This window comes from Trichocoleus sp. ST-U2 (assembly GCF_039961875.1).
Lineage (GTDB): Bacteria > Cyanobacteriota > Cyanobacteriia > Cyanobacteriales > FACHB-T130 > FACHB-T130.
In genome coordinates this window covers 1-19,117 of record NZ_JAMPJY010000007.1, presented here as the reverse complement: position 1 = coordinate 19,117, position 19,117 = coordinate 1, and the positions used below count along the sequence as shown (strand labels likewise).

At 49.4% G+C, this 19,117-nt stretch carries 13 protein-coding genes; 5 read left to right on the top strand and 8 right to left on the bottom strand.

The genetic code is table 11. The annotated features are described in order from the left end of the window. Positions 1 to 22: 22 nt before the first annotated feature. The 4 genes from NC996_RS06310 to NC996_RS06295 form a co-directional block, all read right to left on the bottom strand. Positions 23 to 631, bottom strand: a complete 609-nt coding sequence (locus tag NC996_RS06310) for a hypothetical protein (RefSeq protein WP_190534830.1) — start codon at positions 629 to 631, stop codon at positions 23 to 25. 59 nt (positions 632 to 690) lie between these two features. Then, entirely contained in the window at positions 691 to 1,020 is a 330-nt protein-coding gene (locus tag NC996_RS06305) for an MgPME-cyclase complex family protein (protein WP_190428918.1), read from the bottom strand. A gap of 94 nt (positions 1,021 to 1,114) precedes the next feature. Further along, positions 1,115 to 1,837: a pyridoxine 5'-phosphate synthase gene (locus tag NC996_RS06300; RefSeq protein WP_190689387.1), complete on the bottom strand. Its 723-nt coding sequence runs from the start codon at positions 1,835 to 1,837 to the stop codon at positions 1,115 to 1,117. Between the two features lie 366 nt (positions 1,838 to 2,203). Further along, positions 2,204 to 2,680 carry a CRR6 family NdhI maturation factor gene (locus NC996_RS06295; protein ID WP_190411366.1) on the bottom strand — a complete coding sequence of 159 codons (477 nt, stop codon included), beginning with the start codon at positions 2,678 to 2,680 and terminating at the stop codon, positions 2,204 to 2,206. A 612-nt stretch (positions 2,681 to 3,292) separates the two neighbouring features. Between NC996_RS06295 and NC996_RS06290 the strand changes: the two genes are divergently transcribed. Together NC996_RS06290 and NC996_RS06285 are read left to right on the top strand one after the other, a co-directional pair. Beyond that, positions 3,293 to 3,685 carry a LuxR C-terminal-related transcriptional regulator gene (locus NC996_RS06290; protein ID WP_242037694.1) on the top strand — a complete coding sequence of 131 codons (393 nt, stop codon included), beginning with the start codon at positions 3,293 to 3,295 and terminating at the stop codon, positions 3,683 to 3,685. A 126-nt stretch (positions 3,686 to 3,811) separates the two neighbouring features. Next, complete coding sequence (locus tag NC996_RS06285; RefSeq protein WP_190411365.1) at positions 3,812 to 4,276, top strand: Fur family transcriptional regulator; 465 nt, start codon at positions 3,812 to 3,814, stop codon at positions 4,274 to 4,276. Positions 4,277 to 4,590: 314 nt separating this feature from the next. Here NC996_RS06285 and NC996_RS06280 read toward each other — a convergent pair whose 3' ends face one another. Continuing rightward, positions 4,591 to 7,938, bottom strand: a complete 3,348-nt coding sequence (locus NC996_RS06280) for a pentapeptide repeat-containing protein (protein ID WP_190689383.1) — start codon at positions 7,936 to 7,938, stop codon at positions 4,591 to 4,593. Positions 7,939 to 8,274: 336 nt separating this feature from the next. Here NC996_RS06280 and NC996_RS06275 point away from each other — a divergent pair, with 336 nt between their 5' ends. Beyond that, the gene (locus tag NC996_RS06275) at positions 8,275 to 10,200 is read left to right on the top strand and encodes a hypothetical protein (RefSeq protein WP_190689380.1); all 1,926 of its coding nucleotides are present in this window, start codon (positions 8,275 to 8,277) and stop codon (positions 10,198 to 10,200) included. A 198-nt stretch (positions 10,201 to 10,398) separates the two neighbouring features. Here the strand turns inward: NC996_RS06275 and NC996_RS06270 are convergent, their stop codons facing one another. Next, positions 10,399 to 10,902, bottom strand: coding sequence for a peptidoglycan-binding domain-containing protein (locus NC996_RS06270; RefSeq protein WP_199303323.1), 504 nt, complete (start codon positions 10,900 to 10,902; stop codon positions 10,399 to 10,401). A gap of 586 nt (positions 10,903 to 11,488) precedes the next feature. Between NC996_RS06270 and NC996_RS06265 the strand changes: the two genes are divergently transcribed. Continuing rightward, positions 11,489 to 13,354 carry a DUF3685 domain-containing protein gene (locus tag NC996_RS06265; protein ID WP_190689373.1) on the top strand — a complete coding sequence of 622 codons (1,866 nt, stop codon included), beginning with the start codon at positions 11,489 to 11,491 and terminating at the stop codon, positions 13,352 to 13,354. Positions 13,355 to 13,591: 237 nt separating this feature from the next. Next, positions 13,592 to 16,354 (top strand): MHYT domain-containing protein, encoded by a 2,763-nt coding sequence (locus NC996_RS06260; RefSeq protein ID WP_190689370.1) that lies wholly within the window; start codon positions 13,592 to 13,594, stop codon positions 16,352 to 16,354. Positions 16,355 to 16,489: 135 nt separating this feature from the next. On the opposite strand, the gene NC996_RS06255 is transcribed toward NC996_RS06260, so the two are convergent. Both NC996_RS06255 and NC996_RS06250 read right to left on the bottom strand, forming a co-directional pair. Then, positions 16,490 to 17,314 carry a type 1 glutamine amidotransferase gene (locus NC996_RS06255; protein ID WP_190689367.1) on the bottom strand — a complete coding sequence of 275 codons (825 nt, stop codon included), beginning with the start codon at positions 17,312 to 17,314 and terminating at the stop codon, positions 16,490 to 16,492. A gap of 103 nt (positions 17,315 to 17,417) precedes the next feature. Further along, positions 17,418 to 18,758 (bottom strand): MurT ligase domain-containing protein, encoded by a 1,341-nt coding sequence (locus tag NC996_RS06250; protein ID WP_190689364.1) that lies wholly within the window; start codon positions 18,756 to 18,758, stop codon positions 17,418 to 17,420. Between the last annotated feature and the right edge of the window lie 359 nt (positions 18,759 to 19,117).

The window sequence follows — 19,117 nt, the reverse complement described above, 5'->3', positions numbered from 1 at the left end:
AATGACCGATCGCAACGATTGGCTATTTACTCACCACTGATGACCTGAGCAGTGTCACTCGGCGGCTATCGACTAGCATCACCAAAAAACCGCGATCGCTCAATCTTCTTAAAGCCGAATTTGCCTCATTTGAATTGGTTGTGTAAACCGCCAGTAAATAAGGACGTTGGACATAGGAAACCAAGCCAACATCGCGACCCAACATCTGCCGTACTTGAGCCGCTACTTCCGGTTTGCTTGAATAATCCACCAACACCGCATAACCAGCACCGAGTGCCTGCGGTTTATAGGTGGGTGCATTTGGATTTGCCGGTGCCTCTGGAGGTCGGAGAACGAAAGCCGATAGCCCAACAATCTCATTCAGATAACGTGCCCAACCGTTGGCATCTTCCACGCTCCTGAAGCCACCAATCCGCGTCATCGTATCTTCAAGATATTTACAAGTTGACGTACTTGTGTTGTTAGGCAATGTTCGTTGAATTTGCTCTTGACTTTCCCTCGTTTGGCTTCCCACTAATACCAAATACTCGCCTTGGGGAGGCGGCTGGCAAGTGGGAGGCGACGATTGAGCAGAAGCAACTGCACCCGGCAAAAGAAAAAAGGCAAAAGGCAAAAGAAAGATTTTTTTCATGTTTTCAGTTTTTCCTTTTTGCTTTTTTCCTTAATTTTTAACTGTTTACTTTTGCCTTCTCAGGAAACGGATGCGAGGGAAGCAAGTGGATTAGGGATACTTTGGGAAGGTGCCTGAAATTCCCCGCTCAGCACAAACTCTAACCGCAGCTTTAACCAGGTAATAAATTGGGAATTCGTAGAAATGACTGCCACAGCAGGTTGAGGGCACTGAGCCTTAATTGCTGCCATTTCCGGTGCCTCTAAAAATGCCGGTTGCTTGACTAGCCAAAAATCAATTTCTTTTTCTTGTTCGTGGTAGTTACGGGTACGCTCTTTGAGGACTTCATCCAAGGGTTCTTCTTCAAGTAAAAAGCGTTGGCTAGCCAGAACGTAGTAGTAATTTTGCATCTTAATAGGTTGTTAATGGGTAATGGGTTGTTAGCAATCGGTGATGAGTCATTAGCGAGTGACTGAAGACTCATCACTCATGACACTTCAGTTGTTACCAATGACCGAACATTGCTTGTTTCATCTCTCGAACGGCTCGTTCTATTCCGACAAGAGCTGCTCGACTAATAATGGTATGACCAATATTGAGTTCTTCCATCCCTTCAAGGCAAGCAACAGGGTAAACGTTCCAGTAGGTAAGACCGTGACCGGCGTTGATCCGGATGCCAGCAGCACGCGCTTGCTCGCATCCTTTGGCTAACACGGCTAATTCCTTCTCTCGACTGGTTTCATCTGCTGCTTCGGCATAGCAACCCGTGTGCAGTTCAATGAACTTCGCCTTAATAATCGCAGCTGCCATAATCTGACCGGGATCGGCGTCGATGAACAAGCTGACGGGGATTCCGGCGTCTTGCAACTTTGTCACCATTTCCCCAATTCGGTCGATTTGACTGGAAATATCCAATCCGCCTTCTGTCGTCACTTCTTCGCGTTTTTCGGGCACGAGAGTGACGTAATCGGGTTTGATGTCGAGAGCGATCGCGACCATTTCTTCGGTGGGTGCCATCTCCAAATTTAAATGAGTCCGCACTGTCTGCCGCAGTAATCGCACATCTCGGTCTTGAATATGCCGCCGGTCTTCCCGCAGATGCACCGTGATCCCATCGGCACCGGCAAGTTCTGCCAGCACCGCTGCTGCCACCGGATCTGGTTCTACTGTCCGTCGTGCCTGCCGAATGGTGGCAATGTGATCGATATTGACGCCAAGTGTAGGCAACGGAACCTCTCCCAATGTTTTAGAGTCTTCCGCAATTGATTTTAACCTGAAACGCTGGAAGGCTATCTTTAAAAAGGAGTTAGGACTGAGGACTGAGGAGTTAGGAGTTAGGACTGAGGACTGAGGACTGAGGGCTGAGGGCTGAGGACTGAGGAGTGAGTGAAAGACGGCTGAGGAGTTAGGAGTTTAGGATTGAGGGCTGAGGAGTGAGTGAAAGACGGCTGAGGAGTTAGGAGGCTGATCTGCTATCTATGTATCTATAGCAATAGTAATCCCATGTTAGTTGTGAGATACCAGTGGTTTAGATCCCCGACTTCTTAGAGAAGTCGGGGATCTCGCTTTCACGAAGCATTTAGGACGGCTATATCAGCCGATTAACTCAAAGAAGGCATCATCCAGCTCATAGCCCAGCATTTTAGCCATTGACTTTACACGAGAGGTACTGGGGATTCCCATCTGCTTCATCCATTGTGTCAGGACAAAGATTTTTTGCATCACAAAAATCTCTAGGGCTTCGGGATTGTACTCAATCCCTTCTGTCCGATTGAACTGGTGTGGCACGAGCATAGCAGTGTAGCGGGCGAGTTCACCGGATTTCCAATCCAGCAGAAAGGGCATCCAGGGATATTGGGCATCTAAGCGAATAAACCATAGACGGACTTCTGGGATTTCGGAGAGTTCTCGTGGATCTTCCGGTTCGCGGGGATAGTCAATCTCAAAACGCAGTTGCTGTTCCGAGGATGCGATCGCTCCCTCTTGGAGCAACTTTTCGATCGCCGACTGCACCGGCGACAGATCCAGAGTTTGAATTAAGTCAGAATTGAGCGCGATTGCTGTCGTCATTGAACCATTGTTAAGGTGACACACTTTGAATGCCGACAATAGCGCTGGCTAGCGCTGGCTTCTCTCTACATTGTTGCAGCCTTGCTCCGTCACGTCAGTCCCGGCTCTAAATTAGTTGTCCCACGCTTTGTGTCGGGCTAGTGGCAATTCGCCTGATGTCCTTTGATAGCTTTTCCACCGTCATTTCCCTTTTTGACCAGGGTAGAAAGGAGCTTTAGCTGTAAGATGTCGTTAGCTTTTTGTTATCCCCGCTGTTATAACTGCGTTAACAGACATTTTGTTTGGCGATATTCTCTCAGCGCGATCGCACTTAATCTCACTTAATCGCACTTTAGTCTTATATTCTTTCAGCAACCATACGGCGTACAGGTTTGCAATCTTTACAATACAGGCAACTTGAGTCTTCGCTTCCAGGTTTTTCAGCATAGAGCGGATACGATGCATTCAGCAAAAAATCTGGGGGATTCATCCATCTCCGAAATCCATCTCAATTTTCCTGTAGCAGCACTATGTCAGGAAGTAAGTATTTTCCACAAGGCTTTGTGAAGATTTGATAAAGAGCGGGCATCTACTCCTGATACTTTGCGTGAAATTACGAGTTCTGATCGTTAAATGAAAACCAAAGAACAAGGAGAGGCAATGATCCCCCAAGAAATGCTCAAGCACCTTGTAGAACAAGTTGATTCTGTTAGTCCATCCAAAGGGATTCAAAAATCTGAGCAGACGGTGGATGAAGTAATCTTTGAATCTGATGTTGACGGAACCCACTATTATTTGGTGCGTTGTCGCCCCAAGTCAGAACGCGGGATTAGCCTCAGCCCCCAAGAACAGCGGATTGCCCGATTGGTCGCACTGGGTCTTCCCAACAAGTGTATTGGGAATCAGCTGGGCATTACCCATTGGACAGTTGCTACCTATTTACGCCGGATTTTTGGCAAGTTAGGTGTCACTTCTAGAACCGCCATGATCGCCCGGCTTCTAGAAGAAAATTTACTGCAACAATAGAATCAATTAACCGGCTGCACTCGATAGTGCTGTCCTAGAATATTGGGACGGTGGACATTCCGAGAATAGCTAGGTTAAAGTGGAAATGAGTTTGGATTAGCAGGCAAGCGTGTCAAAGTCTAAAGTATGCAAAAAGAAGCGGCAGCGGTTAAACCTATTCGCTCGTTAGAGGATGCCTTAAATCGGTGTCAAGCGCTGGGTATGCGCGTGAGCCGTCAACGCCGCTTCATTCTGGAATTGCTGTGGCAAGCGAAAGAACACCTGTCGGCGCGAGAAATTTATGACCGCTTGAACCACCAAGGTAAGGACATCGGTCATACATCCGTGTATCAAAATTTAGAAGCGCTATCGGTTCAAGGCATTATTGAGTGTATTGAGCGTGCGGATGGTCGTTTGTACGGCAATATCAGCGACGCTCACAGCCACGTAAACTGTCTGGATACCAATCAGATTTTAGATGTTTATGTAGAACTGCCTGAAACCCTGCTTAAAGAAATTGAACAACAAACAGGGGTTCGGATTAGTGAATATTGCATTAACTTCTACGGGTACAAATTACCGGAATCTGGGTCTCAAGCGGAGAACGGGTAATCAGTAGACGGTAGAATCCACTTTTTAACACCGATTGCTGCTATATCAATAATTTTTTAAACCGTTTGTAGGGACGGAAAATTTTGCGTAACTACAGGCTGATTAAAGTTTAGTGAAAAACGCTTGTAGCAGGCTGTCTAGTTTGATTAAGTGGGCTAACTGAGGGTGGGAAAACTGGAGATTAAATCGCTGCTCCAAATTTCCTTTACCTAACATTTACAAATAGACCCACTAGCGCTAGTAAGTGGAATTGGGCGTTAGCGAAACCTAACGAATACTTCATACGGTTCTAGAGTTTTTAACACCCTCAACAGCTAATTGCTTAGTTGAGGGTTTTCTACTAGCGCCGTCTCATCATCGTATTGGGAATCTACCTTCGGAGCTTCTTGGAATGCTAAGGGTTCCCCTAGGGTAGAAGAAGTTTCTGCAATCACCGTTTCATCGTCTTCATCCTCCATAGGTTCTTCCGGCAACATCGGTTCTCCTTCGGCACTTTCTATCAGAAACACTGTAGGTTCAGAATCTGCACTGCCTTTGTCCTGAGCGCTTCCAGCCTGTTTGAGACGGGGTAATCTTTGAATGTATGCCTGGAACTCTTCCAAGGAAAATAGGGCACCATTTTTCCGGGCAAAGTAGTGGTTCTGGTCATCTAACTGGGCTTGAAACAGACAAGCATGAGTGATGTTCGCTAACGTAAGATTAGTTCTTTGCAGGTTAGCGCCGGTTAAGTTTGCCCCTTCAAGCCTTGCTCCAGCAAGATTGGCTCCTGATAAGTCAGCACCGGAGAGATTCGCCCAAGACAAATTAGCTTGCTGGAGGTTGGCACCTGCTAAATTGGCTCCTGCTAGCTCAGCCGCTAACAGATTAGTTTGCCAGAGGTTAGCCTCTGCTAACAGAGCATGATTCAAACAGGCAGAGCGTAGCTGTAATTGACTGAGGCTGTGCCGCGCCCTCTGCCAAAAGGCGGTGGGAGATAGGACAACAGTGCGACCGATTAAAGTCAGCAGTGCTTCGGCGTCAAATTCAGATGGCAGGTCGGGGTTGCCGCAAGGCCAGAAAGAAATCTGCGTTGCCCGATGACCGAGATGTGCTTCGCGCATCTGCTTTGCGATCGCGCTGAGCAACAAGAAGACATTCAGCCCAACGGCGGCATCGATTTGCAAGATTTTTAAGGGGTTGTGCAACGCCTGCAACTGGGTATGACACTGGTGGGCGATTCCTTCATCTAGCCAGCGACCTCGACAGTAGGTGCGGTAAAACCGATAGAGGCGTTCAAACAAAACATTGAAGCTAAACTGAGCCGGGTTGCGCTCAAAAATCCGCCGCAGTCGCTCAATTACCATGTCTTCGATTTCAACTGACAATACGCCATAACCCAGTAATTGATAAAGATGCTGGGCTACATTGATCGGCGAGTGGATCGCAAAGGTGAATTCACCGTAGGTATCTTGGACTGGTAGGGTGAGGGCTTGCAGCTGAGTGGCAATTTCTTCAGCGCAGAGATATTCTCCAAGGTTGCGGTGAGAAAACTCGATCGCTGAATGATGAGTGTGGAAGAAAAAGGCTGGCAGGGTGTCATCTGACGGCTGTAAGCGGGGGTTTATCGGTTTCTGTGACTCCGTCACCATTCTGGTAAAGGTCGCCTCTACAGCGGATTGGGGGGCTTGATGGCGACCTGTTTGCAGAATGGTCAGTGCCGCCACTTGCATCTGGTGGCGTAGGTCTTGGGGGCGTCGGTTTTGCAGGAGATGAGCGATCGCATCATTGCTGCGGTAAGCATGAGCCAGACCTTCCCGAATCACAAAAGGCATGGAACCACTGCCAGCTTCGGGGTATGCCAAGAGCCAGCGGCAAATCCGGTCGTAAATTTCAAACTTCGCTTGGGGTAATGTCAGGTGAAAGATCGTGTCGTTGAGCAGTCCATCTCGATGCAAGATACCCAGTAGATAGAGCATCAAAGGCTTGCGGACGAGGGCGGCGAGTACGTTAGCAGCGCCTGGGGTGCCAACAGGACGAGTCGAAAAGCCGCCTCTTTCTTTGACAAAGGCGAAATATCCTTGAGCGATCGCTTTCGATTGCAGTTTCGACCACTGCTTGAACCACTCCCGGAACTCCTCGTGTTCCATTGGCTGAATTGCAATCCGCCGCCGCAAATCGTGGGGCAAAGGGATCAGAGTAGAGGCAAGATCGAAATATTCTCCTTCTCTTCCAGTTGTCCGGCTGGTCAGAATAATCTTGTGGCGGGGCGTGCCCTCAAAAGACGCCATTGCTTCCCCTTGAAACTGCATCAGCTGGTTCAGGAAGGCATGGTAATGACGCCCTGCATGACTTGAGCGGGGCAATTCATCCAAGCCATCCAGAATCAACAAGCAAGGAGGATGCATCGGTGAAAGCCAACCATCTGCATCTGTAAATCTGCCCCAAGGGAAGGCAGAGTTCAGGGTTTGCTCCAAAGTTTGCCCCAAGGTAGCGTCCTTGAGTCGGATAAACGCTGGCATCCATCTAGGGTAAAGCTCCTGAGCAACGGTTGATGCCAATATCTGGCAAAAACTCGTCTTGCCCGTGCCCGGAAGACTCTCGATCGCCGCAATGCTGGTCGTATCATTTAGCTGAGCCGTGACCCACTCCATTAAATCCACGGGTTTCGCAGGTACGGCGTTAGCGGCAAGCGGTGTCGTGGTCGGATCTGACTTGGGATTTTTCGTCTCTAACCGGGTGGAGCTTTCTTCGAGCAGCACTCCCTTCAAGGGGACGTATAAATCCTTTAGGGCAAAAGGTTCTGCCAGTAACGGTTCGCTCAAAGATTGTAGAAGGCTGGCTCGATAGCGTTCTCGTTCGAGGTTCAGCGAAAATTGTGGCGTGTTTGGGTCTGAGTTTTGATTTGGCTCAAAATTCAAAGTGGTGGAGAACCCAGAACGCTTCCGCTCCGGGTTTCCCGCACCAGGAGTATCCTGCCAAGTTGATAAATTCCCTAGCTGGACAAATTTCTGTAGTTGTGCCAGCGGCAGGGCATTTTCAGCGATCGCGGCAAGTAAATATCCTGGGAGTCCGTGAACCAGGCGTTGGGCGATTAGCTTGGCTTCTGTTTCCTCGGCACCATTGGCGATCAACCAGGCAATGCCGGTACTGTTCATCTGCTGCACGAGAAAGGAGTCGCCCACCATACTCAGCGCTTGTTCTGCCTGACTATCGGTGAGGCGTCCGGGACGCAAAGTTTTCAGTAAGGCTTGCAACTGGGGATCGGAAAGGGGCGCATCCCAGACCTGCCCGTACAAGTCTTCTGACTCGCCTGGGACGCCTGCACGAGACAACCACGGTCTTCTCAGTTGAGATTCTTGTTCTAAAATTCCTTGTAAGGCGTTCAGGTAAGCAACTTGGAAAGTTAGCCAGGTTCCTTCGTTGCGCTTCAGGGGCTTTTTTTGACTCAGGATACGCAGCAACCCCACACAAAGTTGGGAAGCTACGCCTGCCACTTCCCAAGCTGCTCTCAAAGGTAGTTCTAAGACTTCCGCTAAGACACTAATATCAAAAGGTGTCAGGCTCTTGAGTTCCATATCCCGGACAATGCGAAAGGCAATCCCGGCAATCTGAGTGCCTGGGTGCCTCAAGGTTGCCAGTTCAATGTTGCGTTCCGCCAGCCAATGCCGAATGCTAAGGCTCATCCCACCTCAATTCTAGGAAATAACTCAATATGCCACTTATTAGTCATGTTATCGGGAGTGTAGGCGGCTGGTGTGCCGACCAATCGTGATGAATGGGGTAGAAGCTGTTTTTCATCATCCCTAATTGAGTTGAATTTCAGGATAACTTATGTAAGAGCGAAGCACGGGTGCAAAAAATCAGCTCGATCTCTAAATTCACTCACAAAAGCTTTACCCCTACAAACTTAAAGCTTTTATTATCAGTTTTAGACCCTTTACGCTGACGGCGATTCGGCTCCGGATCGATGTCATCAAGCAGGAGCAGCAAAACGAGGACTCAAGGGTAGTGGTAGTGAGATGGTAGTGAAAAGACAATTACATGAATTTCAAGTACGCACGGCAAACCGATTGCGGCAACGGCAGGGACGCAAACTGGTAATTAGAGTCGTCTCGAATGCCAGCGCATCTGCCACCAAGCTCCGGGACGAGGATGCGGAGCAAACTGAAGCCCCTGCCTCAGCGATGCAGCCACCTCTGACACCGCTTAAACGGCGAAACAAATTTTCGCGGTGGTGGCTGTTGTGGCTAAGTATTATCTTTGGGTTGGGTGGGACAGCACTCGCGGCTTTCTTCTTGCTGGCAACGATTCCTCCCCAAGTTAACTGTAAAAATATGTCGCCTTTAGCTCCGGAAATGGATCGGTTGACTTGCGCCCAGCAGGCGGCTCAGTCGGGCAAGTTAGAGCAGCTGGTGGAGGCAATGAAGTTCGTCAAGAGCTTGTCCCCCGATAACCCGGTGTATCCAGAAGCGACTCGGCTGATGGAAGACTGGTCGCGATCGCTCTTGGCGATCGCCCGTCAGAGAATTGACCAAGGAGATTTAAAGGGAGCGATCGCCATTGCCCGCCAAATTCCCTCCTCTAGCCCCCTGTATCCAGAGGTGCAAGCAGCAATGAAACAATGGCAAGGGGATTGGCGGCAGGGTCAGGAGATTACCAAAAAATTCTTAGCAACTTTAAAAGAACAAAAGTGGTTTGAAGCTTCTTTGCAAATACAGGCTTTGTCTCGTCTCGATAACCGCTACTGGGATCAAAAACAACTCGATAAACTGATCGATCGGATGAGTCAGGAAAAAAAAGCTTGGCAACAGCTAGAAGAGGCGCAGACATTTGCCGAAGCCAAGACACCTGAGGGATACGCGCCAGCGATCGCCCTGGCAGGAAAGGTGAACCCCAACACCTATGTCAAATCAAAGGCAAAAGCCGAAATCAATCTCTGGAGCCAGGAGTTGCTAAAAATAACTGCCGAGCATTTCGAGAAGGAAGAGTTTGACCGTGCTATTACCGCCGCCCAGCTGATTCCTCCGAAGACTTCAGTCTATAAGGAAGCTCAAGATTGGATTCAACTGAGTCGTTCTTATGCAGTTGCTCAGGAAAATAAAATCCTCAGCTTCCTAGAGGCGCAAGCGGCGCTGCGTCAGATTTCCCCAAAAAGTCCGCTTCGCCAGCAAGCACGAGTGACCGAGGCGCTTTGGCAATCTAATTTACAAGATCGGCTGCAAATGCAATTTGCCGAAACAATAGCCAGCTTCGATCAACCGTTGGCATTTGAATTTGCGATTAGCCAAGCCCAAGCGATCGCGCCCAAACGACCTGGACGCATCGAAGCCCAAACTCAAATTGCCCACTGGCGGAAGCAAATTCAACAAATTCAAGACCGAATCGCCCTTGCCCGATCCAAACAGCTGGCAACACCGGGAACTCTAGAAAGTTTGAGGGCGGCGGTTGAGGAGGGAAGCCGGATTAAGCTGGGTCAGCCTTTGCGGATAGAGGCACAAACCTATATCGCCCAATGGACTAAAGCTATCCAAACGATGGAAGACCGACCGATCCTAGATTTAGCGAAAGGTTTGGCTCAGCAGGGAAATCTCCAGGCGGCGGTTGCAGCTGCCTCCAAAATCGCTCCTGGACGTGCTTTGTACTCTGAGGCACAGGCATCGCTGAGCGATTGGGTAACGCAAATTCAAATCGCTGAAGATACGCCGATTCTTAACGAGGCGAACGCTTTAGCGGCTAATGGGCGGCTCACTGCGGCAATTAATAAGGCTTCTAGGATTCGCTACGGTCGGGCACTGTATCGAGAAGCGCAAGGAGCGATCGCTCGTTGGGCATCTGAACGAGAAGCCATTTTAATAGAAAGACAAAAGGCAGCTGAACTTCAGCAGTCTATCGAAGACAGTTCCTCTGAATCTCAAACGAATAGTGAGCCAGAGGGGAATTATTGACGCTGTCGATCTCCCTCACCGAGAAGGGACAGTAAAGTTTCCCAAGGCTTGGATAATTCCCCCCAGCCTCTCATCCTGGAGCGAAACAAACAAAGGCTGCGTATGCAGCCTTTGTTTGTTTCGCTGCTTGACTTTTTCAGCATTTTCTCTTTTATTGGCACGCTCCTGCTGGAGAGTGCCCATCGTTCTGTATCTGCTTTAAGCTGCAATCATCGCTTCCCAAGTCCGAGGGCCAACGATCCCATCCGGGCTTAAGTTTCTCGACTGCTGGAAGGCGATGACGGCTGAGCGCGTTTGCGACCCATATACGCCATCAATTCCGCCTTTATAGAGTCCTCGATCTTTTAATACTGTCTGAACTTCTGTCACTACTGCTCCCTGACTACCGCTTTTTAGCATCGGCGCGGGTGAGGGAGAATAGCGGGCAAGGGGATTAAATTTTGCAGGTGCTATGTTTTCAGCGGGCACAGTTGGCCCTTCATTACGCCCAGTTGGATCGGGAATCAGCTGCGCTTGTCTTGTTGGCTGCTCATAGCTCCCACCGTGCATATCAATGGGCATTTCTTCGATCTCAGGGTTGATCTGAGAAGCACTGATCCCGGCAGCGTTTGCACTCATCCCGTTCAAGAGTAGCGGGAGCGAGGCAACCGCAGAAAGAATGCTCAGGGATTTGATACTTGACTTAAAAAATTTTGCTGTCATCAGCGTCAGTTCCTCTTTCAAAAACACAAGATGCTAATAAATGCACCGTTTGTGGCTTAGAAAGCCTCCTATTTTTGGTTCATCCAAATCTTCTTGCTTTGAATGATTTCCAGCTTTTGTATGTCTTCGTTAGCTTATAGGAGATGTCGAGTCTGAGCATAATTCTATAGTTAGAGCTTCTAAGTGCTAAATATCTGACTATAGAAATAGCGGCTCGATTTTCAATACAGGAACTAGATGATGATGTTTCTGTAGTAGCAGGGGGAGCAATGCCTGCTCTAATCGCATTTTGTGGGCCTTGTCCGCTCTAAAATCTACAACTTTTTCTTTAGCGTGAACTAAAGACAGGGGAAGATTAAATAGGATGATTTAAGATAAATTTCCCAAAAAACAAAAGAATAGTTAGATAGCAGCGATCGCGCTCTGTGGAAAATACAAGGGAAAGTACAAGCGTGGCGAACTGACTTTTTCTGCGCGAGGCGTTATCCTCGCTTCCAAGGTACGCGATCGCGCTTTGTTCGTATCGCCCCTGGAATGAGTAATCTGTTATAGCAGGGAGAAAGCGGTGTGAAGCAGGAGGTTGTTGATGAGCGATCGCGTAGCGGATACCCTTGGGACTGTTCGCCGCTTCAAGTTGATGCTAATCGATGATGACCCGATTTTTCGGTTGGGTCTTAGCACCGCTTTGGCGTCGTTTCCCGACCTACAAGTCGTTGCCGAGGCGGATAGCGTTGCTGACGCTTTGCAGACGTTGGCAGCTGGAGTTGGTACAGACAACGCTCCAAATCTGGTGATTTTAGAACTAAACCTAGGTCGCTCTAACTTGTCTTTGGGGGGATCGATCGGATTGCAGCTGTGCCAGGAATTAAAGACGCAATTCCCGAAATTACCGATATTCCTTCTCAGCCAACGACTCACGCCAGAGGAACTGATAGCAGCCAGAACCCTAGGCGTCGAGGGCTATTGCCCCAAAGGCACCGATCTCTCGGTTCTGGTGCCAGCGCTTCGTCAGGTAGCCGTTGGGGAAGTTTACTGGTCAGAACTTGTACAGACGCAAAACGACGCGCCTGTAGAAGCCTCAGATGTCATACAAAGTCGTTCATCCTTGCTCTGGCAAATCCGTCAGTCGGGACTACGGCAAATCGATACCGCGATCGCCCAGGTGACAAACCAGGTACAAAACCCCAATCTTTCGACACTAGACTGGTTCATCCTAACGGGACGGCGACGAGAATTGCGGACAGCCCGTTGGCTGGTCAATCAGCTGTTACCTGTGGCGACGACAGGCGCAAGAAATCAGGTGGCAGGGACGGGTTTTACTGACCCCCCTGAGGAAAGCCCGAATGACCTCCTCAACCCACCTAGATCGGGAAGTCGCGATCGCCGCAGTGGGATTCCTCTCCCTACCCCGGAACCGAGGAGAAGAAATAATCCCTCGTTAGACTCAACACTCGCGACTCAGTCCTCAGCACTTTCTGAATCCTCGATCCTTAGCCCCCTGCTAGACGCTACTTTAAATAAACTTCAATTTGGGCTAAAAAATCTGACTGGCTCTCCGTTGGAAATTGATATTCTGCTGGAAGAAAAGAAACGGGAATTGCTTTATCTGATCTTGCGTAAATTCGAGGATGTCTTAGAGGAACTGCGCTTTTCCCAGCTACAGCCGGAAGCGATCGCTCTGAAGCACTCGCTGATTCTGCGGGATTTGTGGCAAGCGTCTACCACTGATTTTTTTGGCAAATATTGCACGATTCAAGTCGGAAATCTTGAAGTGGATATTGTCAATACCTTGTTACAGGATGCAACAATTATTCAACAATCTTTTCTAGATAAAATTCCTCTGGTTGTCGAAATCATCAACTATTTGCTTTTTCAAACTTCGCTGATGATTGATAATGTTTCCTACTCTTTTGGGACACCGGAAGCGCGGGATCGAGCAGAAGTTATCTTGGAGAATTTATTAATTCAAATTGCCAATAGCGTTGTCCAACCCCTGCTGAACTATTTCGCAGATGTGGAAGCAATTAAGCAGATTTTTTACGATAGACGGTTAATCTCATCGCGGGAAATTGCTCGATTTCGGAACAATCTATCGTGGAAATATCGTTTAGAAAGATATGTGGGTGAGCCAACCGCAATTTTTGAAAGCCGATATCTTCTGCTAGCGCTAGGTGGCATTGGAATCAAAAAAATCTCTATTTATGCCCCCCGCACTGATGAATTACAGCAACTCAGGGGTGCCCAACTCGCTTGTACGCTAGCGCTAGAAACTAGAGATGCGATCGCGCCACGTCTGCGCTCAACGGTTGCCTTCCTAGGTAGCGGTGTTGTTTACGTCCTCACGCAAGTAATCGGCAGAGGCATTGGCTTAATTGGACGCGGCATCATTCAAGGCATTGGCACAACGTTACAAGAAACTCGGTTTGGCAAAAATGGCGAACGCCAGAAGTAAAAAAGGCAGGTGAAAAAGGACAAGTAAAAAGGGTAGGGGTGCAGGGGCATTCTACCTCGTTCTCTGTTCCTTCTCCTCGATTTCCATAAGATTAACTCATAGGAAGATATACTCAGGCTATTCCTGAAGGTTAAACAGTTTTCAACCGCTGCTCCGATAAAATTTAAACACTTGAATCAGGCAATCCGATCGTGAGAGATTGCGATTGCCACCACAATCTCAGCGTTCAGTATAGAGATGAAGGGAATCAATGATGCAGCCCAAGAGATGATAGCAACCTACGATTTACGTCTGGTTGTGCTTTCGATGGCGATCGCGATCGCCGCTTCCTACACGGCGCTGGATTTAGCGGGACGAGTCACGGCGGCTCAAGGACGTGGGCGGAAGCTGTGGCTAGCGGGAGGTGCAATCGCGATGGGAAGTGGCATTTGGTCGATGCATTTTATCGGAATGCTCGCCTATTGCCTGCCAATCTCAATGGCTTACGATTTCCCCACCGTCTTGGTTTCGATGGGAGTCGCAGCGATCGCATCCGGCGCAGCTTTGTATATCGTTAGCCGCGAACAAATGGGTTGGCGAAGATTACTCGCAGGTGGCATTTTCATGGGCTGTGGCATTGCCGCGATGCACTATACAGGCATGGCGGGGATGCGGTTAGAAGCGACCGTTACCTATGACCTTAGACTGGTAGCAGTTTCGATGGCGATCGCCATTAGTGCTTCCTGGCTCGCCTTGTGGTTAGCTTTTCATCTGCGTACAGCGGCGACATTAACCGGGAACTTGCGAAAGATCGGCAGCGCGATTGTCATGGGATGCGCGATCGCAGGGATGCACTATACCGGGATGGCAGCGGTAAGCTATCAATCAACCAATCCCTCCGGGATGGAGTTGTCGCTGATAATGGACAATTCTTGGCTGGCAGTTGAAATTGGAATTGCCACGACGATCGTGCTAGCGCTAGCGCTGCTGGGTTCTGTCTTCGATCGACGGCTGAAAATTGAGCTTGCCAGAGCAGAGGCACTGCGGGAAAGCGAAGAGCGGTTCCGGGCTTTAGCGCAGAATGCCTCTGACATTCTTGTGATTGTTGCAGCTGATGGCACAATTCGCTACACCAGTGCCTCCATTCAATCGATTTTGGGCTACGAACCAGAAAATTGGCTCTCGAAAAAAGCAATTGAAATTGTTCATCCGAGCGATCGCCCTCAAGGAGAGAAACTATTAGCAGCTGCACTGAATTCTCCAACTAGCAACTCTCCAACTAGCAAAATTACCGCACAGTTTCGCATCCAGAAAGTCGATGGCTCTTGGCGAGATTTTGAAGCGATCGCCAATAATTTACTAGATGTGAAGAGTGTAGCGGGTATCGCGATCGCTTACCGCGACATTACCGAGCGCCAGCGATCGCAGGAGTCGCTGCGGGAAAGCGAACAACGATTTCGCCTGATGGCAGATATGGCTCCCGTGATGTTGTGGATGTGCGATTGCGACAAAACTTGTAATTATTTTAATAAAGGCTGGCTCGACTTTACTGGCAGGACTTTAGAAGAATCAATCGGCATGGGTTGGACGCAAAGCCTCCATCCTGACGATCTTCAGCAGTGTGTAGAAACATACCGCACTGCCTTTGATGCCCGCGAAAATTTTGACATGGAATACCGCCTGAGGCGCTTTGATGGCGAGTATCGCTGGGTTTTCGATCGAGGCGTTCCCCGGCTGACTCCAGGCGGGAGCTTTGTCGGTTATATCGGCTCTTGTATAGACATTACCGAGCGCAAGCAAGCCGAACAAGAGCGCGAAAAACTGCTCGTTTACGAACAACAGGCGAGAATGGCAGCTGAAGAAACCAACCGCCTGAAGGATGAGTTCTTAGCAACCCTCTCTCACGAGCTTCGCACCCCCCTCAACTCAATGCTGGGATGGACTCAGTTGCTTCGGACTCGGAAGCTTGACGAAGCGATTATTGTGCGGGCAATGGAGACAATTGAGCGTAATGCTCGGTTGCAAACACAGCTAATTGAGGATCTGCTGGATGTTTCGCGGATTATTCAGGGGAAATTTCGCCTTTATGTCCGTCCGCTGGAGCTATCCTCCGTCATTGAAGCTGCGATCGCGACCATCCAACCGGCGGCTAGTGCCAAGTCGATTCGATTGGAGTCTTTTCTTGATTCCTCCGCAGGGCTAATCTGCGGCGATCCCGACCGCTTGCAGCAAGTTGTATGGAATTTACTGTCGAATGCAGTGAAGTTTACACCCAAACGGGGGCGAGTCGAGGTGCGGCTGGAGCGGAGCAACTCTTGGGTTGAGATTCAAGTCAGCGACACCGGACAGGGAATCGCTGCCGACTTTCTCCCCTATGTGTTCGATCGTTTCCGTCAAGCTGATAGCTCCATCACCCGGTCATACGGCGGACTGGGACTGGGGTTAGCCGTCGCCCGCCACTTGATAGAACTGCACGGAGGTACGGTCTTTGCCCAAAGTCCGGGAGAAGGAAAAGGCGCAACCTTTACAGTGAAGCTGCCGATCCTCGCTGTCCTCATCGAGCCAAAGGATATCGAGCAGGGATTCTGGACAAGGGACAACGAAGGACTCTCAGAGTGTCCTCCAGGACTCAACGGATTGCGAGTGCTGGTAGTAGATGATGAAGCCGATGCCCGTGAGTTGCTGACGGTTATCTTGCAACACTACGGAGGCGAAGTGATGGCAGTTGCATCCGCAAAAGAGGCAATGGCAGTCTTAACTGACGATGCTTCGGATTGGCGTCCGGATGTCCTGGTGAGCGACATCGATATGCCGAACGAGGACGGCTATACTTTTATCCGCAAAGTTAGGGCGCTGGATGCACAACAAAAGGGAATTCCAGCTTTGGCTCTGACAGCGTATGCCAGAGAAGAAGATCGCTCGCGGGCTGTCAAAGCTGGCTTTCAGACACACGTCGCGAAGCCAGTGAAACCATTAGCATTGGTGGCAGCGATCGCCCATTTATCCAGACGATGCGGATGAATCGGAGAATCGTCTCCAGACGCCATCAATCTCGTCTGGAGCTGCGGAGTTGAACCGGGAGGGGTTCAATATTCGCCCCTCTCCGTTGACGGAGAGGGGTTGGGGGTGAGGTTCCGAGTTCAAGTCAGAACCGTACTAATTTTTCGATCCCCGCTGTGCAGAAGCCGCTGGCATCTTGACGCCCAACTTTTTAAACATCGCTTCTCGCCCCTGCATTGCCAAGACATCATCCAAAGGTTTTAAAGAAATTGGCGTTTGATATTTTTCTGCAAGCGCAGTTTGAATGAGCCAGTCAGCAATCGAGGGATTTTTGGGTAAAAGAGGACCGTGAGAGTAGGTCGCGATCGCATTCCGATAAAATGCTCCTTCCATCCCATCTTCCCCATTATTCCCATAACCGCTAATCACACGTCCCAAGGGTTCCACCTCACCTAAATAAGTGCGTCCGCCGTGATTTTCAAAGCCGATTACCAAAGGCGCATCCTCCGACATCTTTCGCAAATCCTCCGCCAATCGCGACGCCGTGATCTCAAACACGACATTCCCAATACAGCGACGGGCATCTGGCCCCGGATGCTTGCTGACAAAATCCAATAAACCCAATCCCTCGATCCGTTGCCCTAATGCGGGTTCGTAATAGTGTCCTAGCAGTTGGGGCGATCCGCAAGTAAATACCCCAGGCGTTCCGGCTTCGATTTTCTGAGCGATCGCTTCTGCTTTGCCTTGGCGCAAATCGCGCATGACGATTTCCTGCTGTCGGTCTTGTGCGCCGCCACCCACGATTACATCGACTTGGTGAAATTGCTCGGTCGGGGCGTCCCGATCTAAGGGCATGACGTTGACTTTGATCCCCCGCCATTGGGCACGTTGTTGTAAACAGATGACATTACCGCGATCGCCGTAGGTACTCATCAGCGTCGGATAAAGCCAGCCAATTGTGAGTTCAAGTTGTTCGGTCATGGTGACAGTCAAATTTTTTGATTTTTAACGCAAAGTAGCGCCAAGGAAATCGCAGAGGTACGCAAAGGAAGGCTACTTTCTGCGTACCGAGAGCGTTTAACATCTACAGAATTTTTCGTCCAGTCAAAATACCTCGGACTTCTAGCATCGCTGAGTAAGTCGGTAGAATGTGCAGGGTTTCGCCGGTAGCGGTGTGTTCTAAAGCAGTGGCGATCGCTTCTTGTAAATCTTCTTTCACAATTAGTTTGCAGCCATGTTCCTCGTCTGCTTGGCTGTATTGCAGGCGTAGCGCCATATCGTAAACGCGATCGCCGCTGACTACCACCGTTCCTCCCTGTTCTACCAATTTTTCGGTGTCTACATCCCAAATCCAAGAGACATCAGTACCGTCTGGGGTGCGATCGTTTAGTACCATCAGTGTTGTGGAAGAACCGCCGTGGCTTCTTTGCTGATTTACTGCGCGGATGGTTTCATTCAGCGCCACGGGATTTTTTGATAGCAAAATCCGCACCTTTTTCCCGGCGACTTCTAATTCCTCAGCCCGTCCAAAAGCTGCATGGAAGTTTTTAATCGTGTCCAGGATATTTGCGGTATCAACGCCAATTTCTTGCGCCGCTAAAATAGCCGCCAGCGTGTTGTATTTGTTGTAAATCCCAATCAGAATCTGAGGCCATTGGCGACTATCGATTGCCAAGGGGCCTTTTTCAAAGCCACAGCTAGGACACCGATAATCGCCCTGATGAGATAAGTAGACGCCCTGATAATCGAGAGAATGTCCGCACCGGGGACAATATATAGAATCTACTGCATGAGGAATTTCGTCAAGATAAGCTTCAGGTTCGTTTAAACCGAAGAATAAAACTCGTTGCGATAACTGCTGACCCAGATGAGACAAGGTGGGGTCATCGCCATTTAAGATCGCTACCGTATCTTTGGATTGGGCGATCGCTTTCTGCCAACGCTGGCTAATCATATCCACTTCCCCGTACCGATCCAGCTGATCCCGAAATAAATTCAAACACAAAATCAATTTTGGCTGAACCGGCGGCAAAACCTTCGGCAGAATATTTTCATCTACCTCTAAAATTGCATAGTCAGCGTTGAGCTGTCCGATTAAATTGGTGTTGGTTAGCAGTGCCGTGATTAATCCATTCACGAGATTGGCACCCGCTGCATTGTGAACAACGCGCCATCCCTGACGTTCCAGCATTGTCCGCAACAGCAACGATGTCGTTGTCTTTCCATTCGTCCCCGCAATGAAAATCACACCGTGCTTTACTTGACCAGACAGCAGGGACAACAGCTGCGGCTGAATGCGTCCGGCAATTTCTCCCGGTAAAACACTAGCAGCTCCCAAACGCAGCAGGCGCACCAGCCGCGTCACTGTCTTTGCTGTCCCAACTGCTACGCCCAGCCGTAACCTATCTAAAAGCGATATTTTCACCACCACACTCCTGCCCCGGCTACACAGCCGCACGCTCTCGTCGCGGCTTTACTGCTACTTACTGAGCTGTGCTTTGCTCGTCAGCATTCTACCGTACTTGGCTGTAAATCCCCTGTCAATGATGAGTAATAGTACCCAACAGCTAAGAAAAACAAATTTCTTGTCCGTACCGGCGATACAAACTCTCAGGGGATTTATAAACCGCGTAGGGGCTTTTTGATTGCCATGCCCCTACAAAACGGCAATAGACCTCTTGCAAAAGTCGTCGCTGGGGTAATATGGGGTCTAAAATTAGGCGATTGCTAGCTGCCGGTCATAAGTTTTACTCATCTTACCTTTGACTGAGCCGAAGTTCATAA

Coding starts and splice junctions, on each gene's coding strand:
- NC996_RS06310 (WP_190534830.1), bottom strand. CDS start 631: ATGAAAAAAATCTTTCTTTTGCCTTTTGCCTTTTTTCTTTTGCCGGGT.
- NC996_RS06305 (WP_190428918.1), bottom strand. CDS start 1,020: ATGCAAAATTACTACTACGTTCTGGCTAGCCAACGCTTTTTACTTGAA.
- NC996_RS06295 (WP_190411366.1), bottom strand. CDS start 2,680: ATGACGACAGCAATCGCGCTCAATTCTGACTTAATTCAAACTCTGGAT.
- NC996_RS06290 (WP_242037694.1), top strand. CDS start 3,293: ATGAAAACCAAAGAACAAGGAGAGGCAATGATCCCCCAAGAAATGCTC.
- NC996_RS06285 (WP_190411365.1), top strand. CDS start 3,812: ATGCAAAAAGAAGCGGCAGCGGTTAAACCTATTCGCTCGTTAGAGGAT.
- NC996_RS06280 (WP_190689383.1), bottom strand. CDS start 7,938: ATGAGCCTTAGCATTCGGCATTGGCTGGCGGAACGCAACATTGAACTG.
- NC996_RS06275 (WP_190689380.1), top strand. CDS start 8,275: ATGGTAGTGAAAAGACAATTACATGAATTTCAAGTACGCACGGCAAAC.
- NC996_RS06270 (WP_199303323.1), bottom strand. CDS start 10,902: ATGACAGCAAAATTTTTTAAGTCAAGTATCAAATCCCTGAGCATTCTT.
- NC996_RS06265 (WP_190689373.1), top strand. CDS start 11,489: ATGAGCGATCGCGTAGCGGATACCCTTGGGACTGTTCGCCGCTTCAAG.
- NC996_RS06260 (WP_190689370.1), top strand. CDS start 13,592: ATGAAGGGAATCAATGATGCAGCCCAAGAGATGATAGCAACCTACGAT.
- NC996_RS06255 (WP_190689367.1), bottom strand. CDS start 17,314: ATGACCGAACAACTTGAACTCACAATTGGCTGGCTTTATCCGACGCTG.